Origin of the sequence: Buttiauxella massiliensis (assembly GCF_902500225.1) — a bacterium.
GTDB lineage: Bacteria > Pseudomonadota > Gammaproteobacteria > Enterobacterales > Enterobacteriaceae > Buttiauxella > Buttiauxella massiliensis.
Genome location: NZ_LR722648.1, coordinates 94,012 through 112,180, shown reverse-complemented (window position 1 = coordinate 112,180; position 18,169 = coordinate 94,012). Strand labels below are relative to the sequence as shown.

Here is an 18,169-nt window from a genome sequence, read left to right as displayed (position 1 = left end):
TCCGGCCTACGGAATGACTGTACTTTGGCCTATAACAACCGGGCGTCGGCTCAGAATAGCGTTCAATATAATCGCGCCGAACGTTGCCGTGCCAATGCCGCCAAGCGTGAAGCCACCCAGTGTTAAGGCGAAATCCCCAGCGCCTAAAACCAGGGTTACCGCCACCATAATCAGGTTACCGTTCTGGCTTAAATCAACATTGTGTTGCACCCAAATGCGTGCGCCTGCCACGGCAATCAAACCAAATACCACAATAGAGGCCCCGCCGATAACCGGGGCAGGAATGGTATGAATCAAGGCGCCAAATTTAGGTGAAAACCCCAAAAGCATCGCAATCCCGGATGCCGCCACAAATACCAACGTTGAATAGACTTTGGTTACTGCCATCACGCCGATATTCTCGGCATAGGTCGTGACACCGCTGCCGCCAACGGAACCCGAAAGCATCGTTGCAAGTCCATCGCCAACAAAGGCTTTGCCAATATACGGGTCCATGTTTTTTCCCGTCATCCCGGCGACGGCTTTCAGGTGCCCAAGGTTTTCAGCCACCAGAATCACCGCAACGGGGGCGATCAACATCATCGCCTGCGCGTTAAATGTCGGGGAGGTGATTTGCGGAATGCCAAACCAGGTGGCTGAGCTTAGCAGTGCGAAATCGACCGGTTTGCCGAAGTCAAACCCATTCGCCAGAACCGCATAAATGGCGCAGGCGAGGATCAGGCCAATTAGAATCAGTAAGCGTTGAATCATGCCGCGGGTAAACACCGCGACCAGCCCGATACACAACACCGTCATGACTGCCATCCAGCTATCAAAACTGCTGGCTGAAACGCCGCGCACCGCGATTGGCGCGAGGTTAAGGCCGATCGCCATCACCACCGCACCGGTCACGACCGGTGGCATTAAACGCTCAATCCAGGCTGTTCCGGCTTTCATCACCACAAAACCAATCAGCGTATATACCAAACCGCAGGCGATAATTCCGCCGAGCGCTACGCTCAAATGTGGATTCAGCCCTTGCCCGTTAAAACCAGTAACGGCTATCACCACACCAACAAACGCAGCACTTGAGCCTAAATAACTCGGCACCCGTCCGCCAGTCACGATAAAGAATAACAATGTCCCAATACCCGACATCAATATCGACAGATTCGGGTCAAGCCCCATCAGTAGCGGCATCAGCACCGTGGCACCAAACATCGCTACCGCATGTTGCACCCCCATCACCAGCGTCTGGCCCAGCGGCAACGTTTCGTCCGGAGCCACCACACCACCTTCTACCGCAGTTTTTTTACGCCATTGTGGAAACCAGGTATTCGCCATATTCATCTCCAGCAGATATCGTGTCGGCTAACAGGCAGGCCGCATCAGTTGATGGTAGCCACGGTCAAACCACACCAGGCCATGGGTATCGTCGTTACGTTCAAGGGCGACTAATTCACAAAATAAAATGTCATGCGTACCTACACTGACGACCTGGCCAATGCGGCAGTCGAACGATACGAGTGCGCCTTCCAGTTGCGGGCAGCCGGTTACACCGTGCCGCCAGCGGCCAGCTGAAAAGCGTTCGCTCATCGCCGTCTTCCCACCAAATAAATTCGAAAGATCTTCATGCCCGGCCGCAAGCGTGTTGACACACAGCGCCTGATTGCGGCTAAAAATCGGCCACACGGAAGCGCTACGATTCAGGCAAACCAGCAATGTTGGTGGCTCATCCGTTACGCTACATACCGCCGAGGCGGTAAACCCAGCACGTCCGGCGGGGCCATCGGTGGTGACAATATTCACCGCCGCGCCAAGGCATGACATCGCATCGCGAAAGTCTTGTTTTTCGATCATCTTTAACTCCTCAGGCGAGAACACATGCCTCTTCAAACGCTAAACGTGGCAAGCGTGAATGGGTTTTCGCCGGGTCACCGTAGCCAATATTAACCAGCAAATTACTTCTCCAGCCGCTTGTGGCAAAAAACTCGGCATCCACTTTTTCACGCTCAAAACCGGACATTGGCCCGGTATCTAAACCGAGTGCCCGGCAGGCAGAAATCAGGTAAGCCGCCTGCATCGAGCTATTGCGAAATGCGGTCTCCTGCGCCAGTTCCGGGCTTGAGGTAAACCACGCACGGGCATCGGCGTAAGGGAACAGTTTCGGCAGTTGCTCAAAGAATGCCGGGTCCCACGCCACAATCGCGGTAACCGGGGCGGTCATAGTTTTCTCGATATTGCCCGCAGAAAGTGTGGGTTTCAGGCGCGCTTTCGCTTCAGTACTTCGCACAAACAAAAAGCGGGCAGGTGAACAGTTGGCTGATGTTGGGCCCAGGCGCAGCAGGTTATAAATCTCAGCAATTTGTTCATCACTCACTGGTTTATCCAGCCACGCGCTATGGGTATGCGCACCCGTGAACAAGGTTTCCATTGCTTCGGACGTAATAGCATGACTCATACAATTTCCTTGTGATAAGCAGGTTCGGTTGCCAGCAAACTCAGTAGTCGCTGGTTAAAATCACTGGCCGCGGTGACGTTACAGGCGTGTCCGCCCCAAGGCATGATTTCCAGCAGGCTGTCCGGTAGTGCATGGTACAATTCTTCAGAACAATTCCACGGCACCAGCAGATCGTCACGGGAACAAATCAGCAGCACCGGCTGGTGAATGCGGGCGGCTGTGGCGTAAAAGTCAGCGGCCTTCAGCGCATTCAAGCGGCGAGTAAGATTTTCTTGCCCCTGAAAGTGCGCGTTATGCATCGCTTCTTCGGCTTCAAGGCGCGGCTGGTTGGCGGCCATCCAGTCTGCCGGGTAAAGAAACAGCGGTTGAGCCTGCAAATAAGCCGCAGGGCCGCTATCGTGCAGCAGCGTTTCGCGAACCGAAAAGCAGCGCCGGGTATGGGCATTGAGCTGCAACCAGCCGTTGATTATCGCCAGCTTGTCGATGGCTGCGGGGTAATCCAACGCCAGCTGCATCGCGACCAGACCACCCAGTGCATGTCCAAGCACGCTGTAATGCACGATGCCCTGTTGCAGCATGGCGGTGTGGATTTCATGTGCCATATCCGCGAGGCAATAATCATTGGGTAACGGCTCTTTATTCACACCGATGCCGCGCTGGTCATAAACCACCAGTTGGTAGTGTTCAGCCAGTGCCGCACGTTGTGGCAGCCAGTAACTGCCCATGCCACCGAGCCCGGCTATTAGCAGCAAGACCGGGGCGTTGGGGAAGGGCGCTTGAGTCAGCTCAATCTGCATAAGCTATTTCCCGATGTGCGCGATGCTTGCGATTTCGACCAACGCATCCGGTTTCACCAGACCACACTGAATGCAGAACCGTGCAGGCTTATCACCTGGGAAAAACTCGGCATACACTTCGTTTATTGCGGCGTAGTTCGTCCAGTCGGTAATAAAAATTTGATTAAAGGTAACGTCATCCATGGTGCCACCTGCGGTTTCAATCACCGACTTAATGGTTTCCAGTACATGGCGCGTCTGGGCTTTGGCATCACCGACGTACACCACATTATTTTGTTTATCGAACGGTAGCGTGCCAGAGACATACACCACGCCATCGGCGAGCGTGCCGGGTACAAATGGGGCAATAGGCGTTGTGGTTCCTGGCGGAATGATTACGGATTTCGGCATGGGTTTATTCCTTATCAGGCAATGCGGGCGAAAGATTACGGCTGCAACGCCTGGCAAAATGTGCCGACGTCGCTTACCCAACCAAAGAAGGTTTCGATATTGAATAATGCGGCCTGCTGCGCAAAAGTAGGCCCGGCCTGATGGGTGGCATCGGCAAGCACCACGCCAAAATATTCAAGGAAAAACCCGTCGCGCAGCGTCGATTCCACGCAGACGTTTGTGGCGATACCAGTGAATACCAGGTGGCGAATACTGCGCGAACGCAAGATGCTGTCGAGCTGCGTGTTAAAGAAACCGCTGTAACGAGGCTTGGGCAGAACGATGTCACCTGCCTGTGGTACCAGTTCGTCCACCAGCTGGTAGTCCCAGCCGCCTTTTGCCAGCAGCGTTCCCTGTAATTCCGGCTGTGTACGCATGGTTTTTAATGCATTGGACTTATGGAAGTTAGGCGAGCCCGGGCCACCCGCTTCGACGTAATCGCTATCCCAACCGTTCTGGAACCAGACAATCAACATCCCCGCTTCACGAGCGGCGGCAACAGCAGTTTTGATGTTTTCGATAACCGGCTTAGTTGCCGAAACATCGAACCCGGCAAGATCGAGATAGCCACCTTTGCTTGCATAAGCGTTTTGCATATCCACGACAATCAGTGCCGTCCGTTCAGGTGCGAATGTAATGGCTTCCGGGCGTGCATCAAGGGTGATGTTTTTCATTACGCCACCTCGCGGGTTGATGGGCAAAGGTGCGCGCGTGATTGCATCAGCGGTTGGATTTTTTCGCCGAAGGCTTCAATGCCACTCAGGAAATCATCAAAGGTTAGCAGTACTCCTTCAGCGCCCGGCACGGTAGCCACTTCATCCAACAGGCGGGCGACCGTGGCATAAGAGCCAACCAGGGTGCCCATATTGATATTCACCGCTGAGGTTGGGTCAGCCATTTGCCGTACGTTAGTGTTAGTGCCCGAACGGGTGTCTTTCTGGCTTTGCTCGGTGAGCCACGCCAATGCTTCTTCGTCGGCCCCGGCTTTGTAGTGCTCCCATTTCGCGCGAGCGGCTTCGTCGGTTTCATCGGCGATGATCATAAACAGCACGTAAGAGCCGACATCGCGCCCGGTTTTCTCAGCCGCTTTCATCATGCGCGCGGCGGTAGGGGCAAAAGCAGTTGGCGTATTCACACCTTTGCCAAAGCAGAAGTTGTAGTCGGCATATTCGGCGGAGAACGCCATCCCCGCGTCGCTTTGCCCGGCGCAAATCATTTTTACCGGTTGAGCAGGGCGCGGGCTTAAACGGCAGTCGTTCATGGTGAAGAACTCGCCTTTTAAGTCACTTTGCCCGGTTCCCCACAAATCGCGCAGCACGGTGGCATATTCCGAAAGGTAGTCATACCGGCGTGCGAAATATTCGTCCCCTGGCCAGATCCCCATTTGCTCGTATTCAGGTTTTTGCCAACCGGTCACCAGATTGACGCCAAAACGGCCCGGCGCGATGGAGTCAATGGTTGATGCCATTCGAGCCACAATGGCGGGCGGCAAGGTCAGCGTGGCGGCAGTGGCGTAGATCTGAATTTTGGAGGTCACTGCCGCAAGGCCTGCCATCAGGCTGAACGACTCAAGGTTGTGATCCCAGAATTCAGTTTTTCCGCCAAAGCCACGCAGTTTGATCATCGAAAGGGCAAAGTCGAAATCGTAGTATTCCGCTTTTTGCACAATCGCTTTGTTCAGCTCAAACGTGGGCATGTACTGCGGCGCGGTAGTAGAAATTAACCAGCCGTTGTTGCCGATAGGAATGAATACGCCAATTTTCATCGCAGACCTCTCATCACAGGTGGTATACCCATCATCCTTCAAGCCGCAGCGGCGTTTGCCGCCTTGCTGCCACTCGAATGCTAATGGGTATTGATTTGTCATTTCAGTCTTTGCAAACCTGATGCCAGGTTGGAAAATGCTTTTGTTATCATTATGTTGATTATTGGCTTCTATTTTTGGTGTGTTAAAACCAGACTGTTTGGTCAAAACTGGTGCACAAAAAACAGGCGTTCGTGCGCGTTCAGGGTGCATACAACGCGCACTTCTGGCGTGGTCTTTGCTATGCTGTCGGGCAAAACAGAACGATGAGAGGGCGCATGGCACAAGGTGCGGCAGCAACGAAAGAAACCGGACGGCGTTCAAAAGCGGTAGCGGCGAAAAAGCAGGCTATTCTGGCGGCAGGACTTGAGTTCTTTTCCCAATTTGGCATTCACGGCACCAGCATCGAACAGGTAGCTGAGCGTGCGGAAGTGTCAAAAACAAACCTTCTCTATTATTACCCTTCCAAAGAAGCGCTCTATATTGCAGTGCTTAAGCAGATCCTTGATATCTGGCTTGCCCCTTTGCGTGCGTTTCGCGAGGATTTGCAGCCGCTGGTGGCGATAGGCGAATACATCCGGTTAAAACTGGAAGTTTCTCGAGATTACCCGCAAGCCTCGCGTCTGTTCTGCCTTGAGATGCTGCAAGGTGCACCATTGCTGAAAGAGGAATTGACTGGCGATTTGAAAGCGCTGGTTGATGAGAAATCGGCGATTATTGCCGGTTGGGTTGAGAACGGGAAGTTGGCGGCGGTCGATCCGCATCATCTGATCTTTATGCTGTGGGCCACCACACAACACTATGCTGATTTCGCAAGCCAGGTTGAAGCAGTGGCAGGTAGCAATTTAAACGATGAAGTATTTTTCCGCCGCACGGTGGAAAACGTGCAGCGGATGATTATTGAAGGTATTCGAGTGCGTTAATTCGCGCTTGAATGGAAGACACAGCTCACATCGCCTTCTTCGCACTGGAGCGTGCTTTTCAGCAGTTCAGTGCGTTCGCGGGTTTTATCCGTCATACATTGCGCGTGAACCATCGGTGCGACTGATGCGCCGTCAGCACCAGAGGTTAAGAATGCACAGTCGGCGTCGCGAAAAGCAATCCACGCATTTTGCGCCGCTTTGAGCTGGGTTTTCTGGGTATCCGTGGCGAGTTTTATCGCCTCTTTGTAAGCCTGATTAAGTAAATCATCCTGCTTTTTATATTCGTTACCGGCGCACTCGTTAAGCCCTGCTTGTGAAGTTGCCGAGTCGCAACTATCGGCCAGAACGTTTGCGCTTAGCAACAGGCCCGTCATCAGTAAACAAAAGCGTTTCATCATCAATCCTCGAAGAAAAGGGCCTTGGTAGGGTGGAAGACGCTTTCGCTTATCCACCCTACAAGACCTTGCAAATTGTTCCCGAAAGCTTAGTGAAACCTTAGCCGATTGTCATCAAACTGGCGTTACCACCTGCTGCTGCCGTGTTCACGCTCAGTGAGCGTTCAACGTATAAACGCTCCAGCAACAGGTTAGTTTCGCCGCGTGCGAAGCCTTGCACCGAAACAATGGCCCCATCCCGCGCCGCTACCTTTTCACACAATGCGCGTAACTGGTCGGAATCACCGTGGTAAATCACCGCATCAAACGGCTGGTTCAGCAACGTATCTTCTTTCGCGAAGTCGATATGCTTCTGTACCAAATCCGGTAGCGCTTTCGCCAGTTCGCGATGCAGTGTGTCCTCAGCCCATAGCGCACGACTGCCCACGCTGGTTACCGCTGCCAGTTGCACCAGCGCGTCTTGCTCGTTATCTGCGATACACAGCACGCGCTCACGCGGCATTAATGCGTAAGTGTTGCGCTCACCGGTTGGCCCCGGCAACTGGCGCAGCGTGCCGCTTTGCGCCAGTTGCGCGAAGCGTGCGCAGATAGCAGGCAATTCGCCTTTTTTTACCGCCCACTGTGCGAACGCTTGATGAGTTTCCTGAAGGCTGGCTTTAAGCGTGGAATCCACCGGTAGCTCAGCATCCTGGCGGTTAAAGGTAGTTTGCAGCGCGTTGTCCGGGCGGTTTGCCAGCAGGCGATACAGATACAGTGGGCCACCGGCTTTTGGACCGGTGCCCGATAAACCTTCGCCACCAAATGGCTGCACACCGACGACTGCACCGACCATATTGCGGTTAACGTACATATTGCCGACATGCGCAGAACCGGTCACCTGAGCAATGGTCTCGTCAATACGCGTATGTACACCAAGCGTCAGGCCATAACCTGCGGCGTTGATTTGGTTAATCAGCGTTTCCAGGTTGCTGCGGTTGTAACGCACCACGTGCAATACCGGGCCAAACACCTCTTTTTGCATCTCATCGAAGCTTTCCAGCTCAATTAACGTAGGCGCGACGAAAGTACCGCTCTGCCACTCTTTCGCATCCACGCTGTTTTCACGAGCCGCCTGGAATACTTTGCGGCCTTTACTGCGCAGCGTTTGAATATGCTTCTCGATATTCTCTTTTGCTTCGGCGTCGATAACCGGGCCGATGTCCGTGGTTAAGCGGCCTGGGTTGCCCATGCGGCATTCCGCCATTGCACCACGCAGCATTTGCAGCGTGTGCTCGGCGACATCTTCCTGAATGCACAGTACGCGCAGTGCGGAACAGCGTTGGCCTGCGCTATCAAAGGCCGAAGCCAGCACATCAACCACCACTTGTTCGGTAAGCGCTGAGGAGTCGACGATCATCGCGTTCAGACCGCCGGTTTCAGCAATCAGCGGCGTCGGGCGACCTTGTGGATCAAGGCGGTCGGCAATATTGCGTTGCAGCAAAGTAGCCACTTCGGTGGAACCGGTAAACATCACGCCACGTACGCGGGCATCGCCTGTTAACTGTGCGCCAACGGTTTCACCACGGCCTGGCAGAAGTTGCAGCACGCCCGCAGGCACACCGGCTTCCAGCAGAATATTGATACCGAGGGCGGCAATCAGCGGGGTTTGCTCAGCCGGTTTTGCCAGCACACTGTTACCGGCGGCGAGGGCTGCAGCAATTTGCCCGGTAAAGATAGCCAGAGGGAAGTTCCATGGGCTGATGCAAACGACTGGGCCAAGCGGGCGGTGGGTTTCGTTATCGAAATCATCGCGTACCTGGCCTGCGTAGTAGTGCAGGAAATCTACGGCTTCACGCACTTCGGCAATTGCGTTGCTAAAGGTTTTACCGGCTTCACGCACCAGAACGCCAATCAGCTTCTGCATCTGGCCTTCCATCATCACGGCCGCTCGCTCAAGAATCGCGGCGCGTTCTTGTGGCGGGGTGGCGAACCAGATTGGTGCATTGTTAACGGCACTCACGAGTGCTTGTGAAACCTCTCCGTGCGTGGCTTCACGCGTATAACCAACGACATCTGTCGGTTCCGCTGGGTTTTTCACTGCCACCATATCGCCTGGTGCGACGGCATTCTCCAGAATCGGCAGCGCCTGCCATTTTTGTGCCGCACTATTAAGCAGGGCAGAGGAGAGAGAGGCGAGGCGGTGTTCGTTCGCCAGATCCAGGCCGCTGGAGTTGGTGCGATTCACTCCGTATAGCTCTTTCGGTATAGCGATTTTTGGATGGGGTAGACCGAGTCGGCCTTCTTTAACCGCGATAGCTTCAATGGCGGTAACCGGGTCGGCAACCAGCTCATCTAGCGGCAAGGTGTTGTCGGCAATACGGTTAACAAACGAGGTGTTCGCGCCATTTTCTAACAGACGACGCACCAGGTACGCCAGTAGCGTTTCGTGGGTGCCAACAGGTGCATAAATACGGCAAGGTCGATTCAGTTTGCCATCGGCAATTTTGCCCACCACTTGATCGTAAAGTGGTTCACCCATGCCGTGCAGGCACTGGAACTCATACTGGCCAGGATAGTAGTTCTGCCCGGCAAGATTGTAGATTGCTGCCAGCGTATGGGCGTTGTGTGTCGCAAACTGTGGGTAAATCAGGTTTGGTACTGCCAACAGTTTTTTCGCGCAGGCGAGATAAGAGATGTCGGTATAAACCTTGCGGGTATAAACCGGGTAGCCTTCCAGCCCATCCATTTGGGCGCGTTTGATTTCGCTGTCCCAGTACGCGCCTTTCACCAGACGAATCATTAGGCGGCGACGGCTGCGGGTGGCGAGATCGACCAGGTAATCAATCACAAACGGGCAGCGTTTTTGGTACGCCTGAATCACGAAACCAATACCGTTCCAGCCCGCCAGTTCAGGTTCGAAGCAGAGTTTTTCCAGCAGATCGAGTGAGATCTCCAGGCGATCGGCCTCTTCGGCGTCGATGTTAATGCCGACATCATACTGGCGGGCCAGCAACGTCAGGAATTTCAGGCGCGGGTACAACTCTTCCATTACGCGATCGTACTGCGCGCGGCTATAGCGCGGGTGCAGTGCGGAAAGCTTGATGGAAATGCCAGGGCCTTCGTAAATGCCACGCCCGTTAGAGGCTTTACCAATCGCGTGAATCGCTTGCTGATAAGAAACCATATAAGCCTGTGCATCGGCTTCAGTAAGTGCTGCTTCACCCAACATATCGTAGGAGTAGCGGAAACCCTTCTCTTCCAGTTTGCGAGCGTTAGCTAATGCTTCGGAAATGGTTTCGCCGGTCACAAACTGCTCGCCCATCAGGCGCATCGCCATATCCACACCTTTGCGTATTAACGGCTCACCGCTTTTCCCGATGATGCGGTTCAGGGATGTCGACAGACTCGCTTCATTGTGGGTGGACACCAGTTTGCCGGTAAACAGCAAACCCCAGGTGGCAGCGTTCACAAACAGTGATGGGCTACGGCCAATATGCGAGTGCCAGTTGCCGTTGCTGATTTTGTCGCGGATTAACGCATCGCGCGTGGCTTTGTCCGGGATGCGCAGTAATGCTTCGGCCAGACACATCAATGCCACACCTTCTTGTGAGGAAAGTGAGAATTCTTGCAGCAAACCTTGTACCATGCCCGCCCGGCCTGATGCGCTCTTCTGATTACGAAGCTTTTCAGCGAGTTGGTACGCCAGTTTGTGAGTTTGTTCCGCAATATTCAGAGGCAAACGCGCCTGTTCCAGAATCATCGGCACCGCATCGGTTTCCGGGCGGCGCCAGGCTGCGGTAATAGCTGCGCGAGTTACGGACTGAGGAAGAATTTGTTCTGCAAAATCAAGGAACGGCTGGTGTGTTTCTTCAATGTGCGGGGCAGCTTCTTCGCTTTCATTCGCGGCACCAGCCAGCATGGCCGGAAGTTCTGGCAGTTCATCGTTATTTTCCAGGCGTTCGAGATAATTAAAAATCGCCTGTTTAATTAGCCAGTGTGGTGTGCGGTCAATACGTGAAGCGGCGTCTTTAATACGCTCGCGGGTAGCGTCGTCCAGTTTTACGCCCATGGTGGTGGCCATGCCAGTAACTCCCATACCCGTTATCACTCGGGTAAATATTGAAGGGTTGATAAAAGTTATCGGGCAATATCTATCATGTTGCAACTTTGTGCAACCTTGTTAAATGTGAGCCAGATAGCAAGCTGGGAAATAGATTGAATTGTTAAATTTGGAATTAGAAAACAAGCGGGCTAATTATTCGCAGACAGGGTGAATTAACTGACAGAGTTAACACTTTCTAAGGGTGCAACCGTGAAAAGCGTGAGCGAGTGCAACCTGGTGAAAAAAGCTATTTTTTGTACGGTGAATTTATTGTGAATAGTGTGTTAAAACGCTTGCGGTAAGAAACTATTAAAGCTCCATGCTGCGTTCCGGTATGGCAAAAAAATTTTGGAGAACTTGCATGACCACCATGAGCACACCAATGCTGGTGACCTTCTTTATCTATATCTTTGGCATGATATTGATAGGGTTTATCGCCTGGCGTTCAACGAAAAACTTTGATGACTACATTCTGGGCGGTCGCAGCCTGGGTAGTGTGGTTACTGCATTATCAGCTGGCGCATCCGACATGAGCGGCTGGCTACTGATGGGGTTGCCGGGTGCCATCTTCCTTTCCGGTATTTCGGAAAGCTGGATTGCCATCGGCCTGACGGTTGGCGCATATATCAACTGGAAACTGGTCGCCGGGCGCCTGCGTGTTCACACAGAAGTGAACAACAATGCGCTGACGCTGCCAGATTATTTCACCGGGCGTTTTGAAGATAAAAGCCGTGTGCTGCGCATTATCTCCGCGTTAGTGATTCTGCTGTTCTTCACCATCTATTGTGCATCTGGCATCGTGGCCGGTGCGCGTCTGTTCGAAAGCACCTTTGGCATGAGCTACGAAACCGCACTTTGGGCAGGTGCTGCGGCAACCATCATTTATACCTTCGTTGGTGGGTTCCTGGCAGTAAGCTGGACGGATACCGTACAGGCGAGTTTGATGATCTTTGCTCTGATCCTGACACCGGTAATGGTGGTGATTGCGGTTGGCGGATTTGACGATTCGATGGCGGTTATCAAGCAAAAGAGCATTGAAAATATCGATATGCTCAAAGGGCTGAACTTCGTCGCGATTATCTCTTTGATGGGTTGGGGCCTGGGCTACTTTGGTCAGCCGCATATTCTTGCGCGCTTCATGGCGGCAGATTCACATCACACAATCGTTAAAGCACGTCGCATTAGTATGACGTGGATGATTCTGTGCCTGGCGGGGGCGTGTGCCGTTGGCTTCTTTGGTATCGCGTATTTCAACAACAACCCGGCGCTTGCGGGTGCGGTCAATCAGAATAGCGAGCGTGTGTTCATTGAACTGGCACAGCTTCTGTTCAACCCATGGATTGCCGGTATCTTGCTGTCGGCCATTCTGGCGGCGGTGATGTCCACTCTGAGCTGCCAGTTGCTGGTTTGTTCCAGTGCGATCACTGAAGACTTATATAAAGCCTTCTTCCGTAAAGATGCGGGGCAAAAAGAGCTGGTGTGGGTCGGGCGCTTTATGGTGCTGTTAGTCGCTCTGATTGCCATCGCGCTGGCGGCTAACCCTGAAAACCGTGTACTTGGCCTGGTCAGTTACGCATGGGCAGGTTTCGGTGCCGCGTTTGGCCCGGTTGTGCTGTTCTCGGTAATGTGGTCACGCATGACGCGTAATGGTGCGCTGGCAGGGATGATCATTGGTGCGCTGACTGTTATCGTCTGGAAACAGTTCGGTTGGTTGGGGCTGTATGAAATCATCCCAGGTTTCATCTTCGGCAGCATCGGTATTGTCGCGGTAAGCCTGCTTGGCAAAGCGCCAAGTGCGACTATGCAAAAACGCTTCGAACAAGCGGACGAAATTTATCACTCCGCACCGCCGAGCAAATTACAACCTGAGTAATTCATAACACCCTTTGAAGGCCGCTTATCGCGGCCTTTTTTACAGCTGTACAAAAATATACAAATTCTCTGCTTGTGTTTATTTTTTCGGTAATGATAATCACAATCGTTATGGTTTACTTTTCTTTACGCCATTTGACCTGAGTTCACAGTTGGGGTGTCAGTAATGTTTGTCCCGTTTCTCATTATGTTACGCGAAGGCCTGGAAGCCGCGCTGATTGTTAGCCTGATTGCCAGTTATCTGAAGCGTACTCAACGCGGTCAATGGATTGGCGTCATGTGGATTGGCGTTGTGGCGGCAGCTGCACTGTGCCTGGCGCTGGGTATCTTTATCAACGAAACCACTGGTGAATTCCCGCAAAAAGAGCAGGAGTTATTTGAAGGCATCGTGGCAGTCATCGCGGTCTTCATCCTTACGTGGATGGTGTTCTGGATGCGCAAAGTGTCGCGCAATGTGAAAGGGCAACTCGAGCAGAAAGTTGACGAAGCGCTGCACAGCAGAGGCAACCACGGTTGGGCGCTAATTTTTATGGTGTTCTTCGCTGTCGCCCGTGAAGGACTGGAGTCAGTATTCTTTCTGTTGGCAGCATTCCAGCAGGACGTGGGCATCATGCCACCACTCGGTGCGATGCTTGGCCTGGGCACCGCGATTGTGCTTGGTTTCTTACTTTACTGGGGCGGTATTCGTCTGAACCTGGCCGTGTTCTTCAAATGGACCAGCCTGTTTATTCTGCTGGTGGCCGCAGGGCTTGCAGCAGGTGCAGTACGTGCTTTCCACGAAGCGGGACTTTGGAATCACTTCCAGGATATCGCTTTTGACCTCAGTAATGTTCTTACCACTCATTCTCTGACCGGTACGCTGCTCGAAGGTATTTTCGGTTACCAGGAAGCGCCGAGCGTCAGCGAAGTGGCGATGTACTTTATCTACCTGATCCCCGTGCTGGTGCTGTTCTTTATGCCGCCTCGCTTGAGCGTTCAGGCAACAAATAACATCCGTTAGTTACAACATACTAATTTTGATAGGGATTGGCCATGACTACACACTTTCGTCGTAAAGCCTTGCACGCCGCGCTTTTCGCGCTGGCATCTTCTGCATTTGCCGTACAGGCCGCTGATGTTCCTCAGGTAAAAGTCACTGTGACTGATAAACAGTGCGAACCGATGAACATTACTGTTAACGCCGGTAAAACCCAGTTCATCATTCAAAACAACAGCCAGAAAGCACTTGAGTGGGAAATCCTGAAAGGGGTGATGGTAGTTGAAGAGCGTGAGAACATCGCACCTGGTTTCTCTCAGAAAATGACGGCTAACCTGCAAGCGGGCGAGTACGACATGACCTGCGGCCTGCTAAGCAACCCTAAGGGTAAGCTTATCGTTAAAGCGGCGGGCGATCAGGCTGCACCGAAAAATGACCTGATGGCATTGGCCGGGCCAATCACCGAATACAAAGCTTATGTGACTGCCGAAGTTGCAGAATTGGTTAAAGGCACAAAAGCCTTTACTGACGCAGTGAAAGCTGGCGATATCGAAAAAGCTAAATCTCTGTATGCGCCAACACGCCAGCATTACGAGCGCATCGAACCTATTGCTGAACTGTTCTCGGATCTCGACGGCAGCATTGATGCCCGCGAAGATGATTACGAGCAGAAAGCCAATGATCCAAAATTCACTGGTTTCCACCGTCTGGAAAAAGCGCTGTTTGGTGATAACTCCACTAAAGGCATGGAAAAATATGCCGATCAGCTCAACAGCGACGTGCTGGATCTGCAAACACGTATTTCTGAACTGGCATTCCCACCAAGCAAAGTTGTCGGCGGTGCTGCGGGCCTGATTGAAGAAGTGGCGGCCAGCAAAATCAGTGGTGAAGAAGATCGCTACAGCCACACTGACCTGTGGGACTTCCAGGCAAACGTTGATGGTGCACAGAAAATTGTTAACTTGCTGCGCCCGTTGCTGACTAAAGATAACGCGCCATTGCTGGCAAAAGTGGATGCCAACTTCAAGAAAGTGGACACCATTCTTGCTAAATACCGTACTAAAGACGGCTTCGAGACTTATGACAAACTGACCGATGCAGACCGCAATGCGCTGAAAGGGCCGGTAACGGCGCTGGCAGAAGATTTGTCACAACTGCGTGGCGTACTGGGTCTGGACTAGTTTTTATGGAAGATAAAAATAAAAACGGCGGGCATATTCCGGCTCGCCGCCGCTTACTGAAAGGTTTGGGCGCGCTCGGTGGCGCCCTTGCCGTTGCGGGCGGATGCCCAGTGGCTCATGCGGCGAAACAAGAGACTTCTCCTGGCACATTACCCCCAGATGCGCGCATGGAAAAACAGCCGTTTTACGGTGAGCATCAGGCTGGTGTACTGACGCCGCAGCAAGCGGCAATGATGTTGGTTGCCTTTGATGTGTTGGCCAGTGATAAAGCTGACCTTGAACGTTTATTCAAGTTGCTGTCTGCGCGTTTCGATTTCCTCACCACGGGTGGGCCTGCGCCGGATACCCCTAATCCACGGATGCCACCGATGGACTCAGGGATTCTTGGTGCGCAGATTTACCCGGATAACCTGACTTTCACGCTCTCTGCGGGAACATCGTTGTTTGATGAGCGCTTTGGGCTGAAAGGGCAGATGCCGAAAAAGCTGCAAAAGATGGAGCGCTTCGCTAATGATTCGTTGGATGCCAGCTTGTGTCATGGTGATTTGCTGATCCAGATTTGCGCGAATACAGCGGATACGGTTATCCATGCCTTGCGAGATATCATCAAACACACGCCGGATCTGCTAAGTGTGCGTTGGAAGCGCGAAGGGTTTATCTCCAACCACGCAGCGCGTTCGCGTGGCAAAGAGACGCCTATCAATTTGTTAGGGTTCAAAGACGGTACGGCGAACCCTAACAGCGAAGACAAACCGCTGATGAATGATGTGGTGTGGGTGACGGCAGATCAGCAAGAGCCAGCATGGGCGGTAGGCGGCAGCTATAAGGCCGTGCGTATTATTCAGTTCCATGTTGAGTCCTGGGACCGAACGCCGCTAAAAGAGCAGCAGACTATTTTTGGCCGCGATAAACACAGTGGTGCGCCGCTTGGTATGAAGAATGAGCACGACGAACCAGACTATGCAGCAGACCCAGACGGTAATGTGATTGCGCTGGATGCTCATATTCGTCTGGCGAACCCGCGCACTAAAGAGACGCAGTCCAACCTGATGATGCGCCGTGGTTACAGCTATTCATTGGGTGTATCAAAGTCCGGGCAACTGGATATGGGATTGTTATTTGTCTGCTTCCAGCATGACCTTGAGAAGGGTTTTTTGGCTGTGCAGCAACGTCTTAACGGCGAAGCGCTGGAGGAGTACGTGAAGCCAATTGGCGGTGGGTACTTCTTTGTATTGCCGGGTGTTGTGGATAAGCAGCACTATTTAGGGCAAGGGCTTCTGGAAGCATGATTCTGTAATCTCGAAATCACTTCATCCTAAGCATCCCCTTCTTCTATATAAGAAGGGGATGCTTAACTTTCTCTTCTCCTGCTAATTTTTCATTTGCTAACAATTTGCCTGCCAGGTATCCATTCAATTTATCTATGACTACCCCATTGATATAAAACTGTAATATTTTTATGTCATAAATTTGATAAGCGCATGACGAAACGCGAATGTTGATTTAAAGTAAAATAAAAGTTGCAATTTAGATAATTTTTGATGTAATTAAAGCACGAGCGGTAGTTCCCGGCTGTGAATCTTAATCACAATGGAGATCGCGAATGGTAGGGTCCTGTACTGGACGATTGAGCAAACTTCTTACCCGCACTACCCAGCGCGGAGGTGTCTCCTCCGGCTTCGCTATCTTCACCGCTAAAAAACCTGATCCTTTTACAACTCAATGTATTAACGATGCGCTAAGCGGCGTAATTCGTCTAACTGGTGCATCCTCTCAACCGGCAGTTCATGGCTTAAAAGGAAGCCAAACCTCATCCGTTAGTGAACATAATCGCGCACTGTGTTGTGGCGCGGGAAATGAAACCAACTGTAAGGTGCCATCCATGGGAAGACAGAAAGCAGTGATCAAAGCTCGTCGTGAAGCAAAACGTGTGCTGAGACGGGATTCGCGTAGCCACAAACAACGCGAAGAGGAATCGGTCACAACGCTTGTGCAGATGAGCGGCGTTGAATCTATCGGTATGGCAAGAGATTGCCGTGATAACTCACCGATAGCGGCGCGAAATGAGGCTCAGGAGCACTATCTTAACGCCATCGAGAAAAAGCATCTGATATTCGCCACCGGTGAAGCCGGGTGCGGCAAAACGTATATCAGTGCGGCGAAAGCCGCTGAGGCCCTGATACATAAGGATGTCGACAGGATAATTGTCACCCGCCCGGTCCTGCAAGCTGACGAAGATCTCGGCTTCTTACCTGGGGATATTTCGGAAAAATTCGCTCCTTATTTCCGCCCGGTGTATGACATCCTGGTGCGACGTTTAGGGTCGTCTTTTATGCAGTACTGTCTGCGTCCCGAAATTGGCAAAGTAGAGATTGCGCCGTTCGCTTATATGCGCGGACGTACCTTCGAAAATGCGGTGGTTATTCTTGATGAGGCGCAGAATGTCACCGCAGCGCAAATGAAAATGTTCTTAACGCGCCTTGGGGAAAATGTGACGGTCATCGTCAATGGCGATATCACGCAATGCGATTTGCCGCGGGGTGTTAAGTCCGGCCTGAGTGATGCTCTGGAACGTTTTGAAGAAGATGAAATGGTAGGTGTGGTCCGCTTTGGCAAACAAGATTGTGTGCGCTCGGCCCTTTGCCAGCGCGCATTGAATGCCTACGACTGATTTCTGGTGTGAAAGAATTGTAAAGCCCAAACTCTGTTTGGGCTTTTTTCTTTGCGCGAATTATTTACCCAAAATGTGAAGGGTATCAAAACGGATGGTCAAGGAGAGACAATTTTGGGCTCCATAATATTATTCCCCGCCGACGTGTTGCCGTATACTTCTCTCAACAAGAAACAATCAGAACTTTCCAATCAGTCCCTTTTGCAGGCGTGGGTTGTGCTGATTTCAGACATGCAGGCTATTGCAACGTGAGGAATTTATTATGACCAAAAGACGTATCTACCTATTTTGTTCTGCCGGGATGTCCACCTCATTGCTGGTATCAAAAATGAAGGCGCAGGCAGAGAAGTATGAAGTGCCTGTAATTATCGAAGCCTGGCCTGAAACTCTGGCTGCTGAAAAAGGCAAGGATGCGGATCTGGTATTACTCGGGCCACAAATTGCGTACATGCTTCCAGAAATTCAAAAAGTATTACCGGGCAAACCAGTCGAAGTTATTGACTCGGCAATGTACGGCAAAATTGATGGATTAGGCGTGCTGAAAGCAGCAGTCGCATCGATCAAGAAAGCAGCAGCAAATAGTTAACTTTTTATTTTGTT

At 52.1% G+C, this 18,169-nt stretch carries 16 protein-coding genes; 7 read left to right on the top strand and 9 right to left on the bottom strand.

From position 1 onward, the window contains the following. Positions 1-6: 6 nt before the first annotated feature. The 7 genes from rutG to rutA are packed head-to-tail and all read right to left on the bottom strand — an operon-like array spanning position 7 to position 5,431. Positions 7-1,323 (bottom strand): pyrimidine utilization transport protein G, encoded by a 1,317-nt coding sequence (gene rutG / locus GC128_RS00555; RefSeq protein ID WP_151992662.1) that lies wholly within the window; start codon positions 1,321-1,323, stop codon positions 7-9. A gap of 27 nt (positions 1,324-1,350) precedes the next feature. Further along, on the bottom strand, positions 1,351-1,839 hold the full coding sequence (rutF, locus tag GC128_RS00550) for an NADH-dependent FMN reductase RutF (RefSeq protein ID WP_151992661.1): 489 nt from the start codon (positions 1,837-1,839) through the stop codon (positions 1,351-1,353). Between the two features lie 10 nt (positions 1,840-1,849). Further along, positions 1,850-2,440: a malonic semialdehyde reductase gene (locus tag GC128_RS00545; RefSeq protein ID WP_151992660.1), complete on the bottom strand. Its 591-nt coding sequence runs from the start codon at positions 2,438-2,440 to the stop codon at positions 1,850-1,852. Further along, entirely contained in the window at positions 2,437-3,237 is an 801-nt protein-coding gene (rutD, locus tag GC128_RS00540) for a pyrimidine utilization protein D (RefSeq protein WP_151992659.1), read from the bottom strand. The genes GC128_RS00545 and rutD overlap by 4 nt, the downstream gene beginning before the upstream one ends. A gap of 3 nt (positions 3,238-3,240) precedes the next feature. Beyond that, complete coding sequence (gene rutC / locus GC128_RS00535) at positions 3,241-3,627, bottom strand: pyrimidine utilization protein C (RefSeq protein WP_151992658.1); 387 nt, start codon at positions 3,625-3,627, stop codon at positions 3,241-3,243. 35 nt (positions 3,628-3,662) lie between these two features. Further along, the gene (gene rutB / locus GC128_RS00530; RefSeq protein ID WP_151992657.1) at positions 3,663-4,340 is read right to left on the bottom strand and encodes a pyrimidine utilization protein B; all 678 of its coding nucleotides are present in this window, start codon (positions 4,338-4,340) and stop codon (positions 3,663-3,665) included. Continuing rightward, entirely contained in the window at positions 4,340-5,431 is a 1,092-nt protein-coding gene (rutA, locus tag GC128_RS00525; RefSeq protein ID WP_151992930.1) for a pyrimidine utilization protein A, read from the bottom strand. Before rutA ends, rutB begins: the two co-directional genes overlap by 1 nt. A 317-nt stretch (positions 5,432-5,748) precedes the next feature. Between rutA and rutR the strand changes: the two genes are divergently transcribed. After that, positions 5,749-6,393: an HTH-type transcriptional regulator RutR gene (rutR, locus tag GC128_RS00520; protein WP_151992929.1), complete on the top strand. Its 645-nt coding sequence runs from the start codon at positions 5,749-5,751 to the stop codon at positions 6,391-6,393. Here the strand turns inward: rutR and GC128_RS00515 are convergent. Both GC128_RS00515 and putA read right to left on the bottom strand, forming a co-directional pair. Beyond that, complete coding sequence (locus GC128_RS00515; RefSeq protein ID WP_151992656.1) at positions 6,390-6,788, bottom strand: lysozyme inhibitor LprI family protein; 399 nt, start codon at positions 6,786-6,788, stop codon at positions 6,390-6,392. The two genes, rutR and GC128_RS00515, sit on opposite strands and share 4 nt — an antisense overlap. 100 nt (positions 6,789-6,888) lie before the next feature. Beyond that, positions 6,889-10,848: a trifunctional transcriptional regulator/proline dehydrogenase/L-glutamate gamma-semialdehyde dehydrogenase gene (putA, locus tag GC128_RS00510; RefSeq protein ID WP_151992655.1), complete on the bottom strand. Its 3,960-nt coding sequence runs from the start codon at positions 10,846-10,848 to the stop codon at positions 6,889-6,891. 391 nt (positions 10,849-11,239) lie between these two features. Between putA and putP the strand changes: the two genes are divergently transcribed. The 6 genes from putP to GC128_RS00480 all read left to right on the top strand — a co-directional run bounded on the left by putP (position 11,240) and on the right by GC128_RS00480 (position 18,155). Further along, positions 11,240-12,742, top strand: a complete 1,503-nt coding sequence (gene putP, locus GC128_RS00505; protein ID WP_151992928.1) for a sodium/proline symporter PutP — start codon at positions 11,240-11,242, stop codon at positions 12,740-12,742. Between the two features lie 165 nt (positions 12,743-12,907). Beyond that, the gene (efeU, locus tag GC128_RS00500; protein ID WP_151992654.1) at positions 12,908-13,741 is read left to right on the top strand and encodes an iron uptake transporter permease EfeU; all 834 of its coding nucleotides are present in this window, start codon (positions 12,908-12,910) and stop codon (positions 13,739-13,741) included. Between the two features lie 32 nt (positions 13,742-13,773). Beyond that, the gene (gene efeO / locus GC128_RS00495; RefSeq protein WP_151992653.1) at positions 13,774-14,898 is read left to right on the top strand and encodes an iron uptake system protein EfeO; all 1,125 of its coding nucleotides are present in this window, start codon (positions 13,774-13,776) and stop codon (positions 14,896-14,898) included. A gap of 5 nt (positions 14,899-14,903) precedes the next feature. Next, positions 14,904-16,187: an iron uptake transporter deferrochelatase/peroxidase subunit gene (gene efeB, locus GC128_RS00490; protein WP_151992652.1), complete on the top strand. Its 1,284-nt coding sequence runs from the start codon at positions 14,904-14,906 to the stop codon at positions 16,185-16,187. 593 nt (positions 16,188-16,780) lie between these two features. Continuing rightward, positions 16,781-17,569: a phosphate starvation-inducible protein PhoH gene (phoH, locus tag GC128_RS00485; protein WP_193216204.1), complete on the top strand. Its 789-nt coding sequence runs from the start codon at positions 16,781-16,783 to the stop codon at positions 17,567-17,569. A gap of 262 nt (positions 17,570-17,831) precedes the next feature. Then, the gene (locus tag GC128_RS00480) at positions 17,832-18,155 is read left to right on the top strand and encodes a PTS sugar transporter subunit IIB (protein WP_151992650.1); all 324 of its coding nucleotides are present in this window, start codon (positions 17,832-17,834) and stop codon (positions 18,153-18,155) included. The last annotated feature ends 14 nt before the right edge of the window (positions 18,156-18,169 follow it).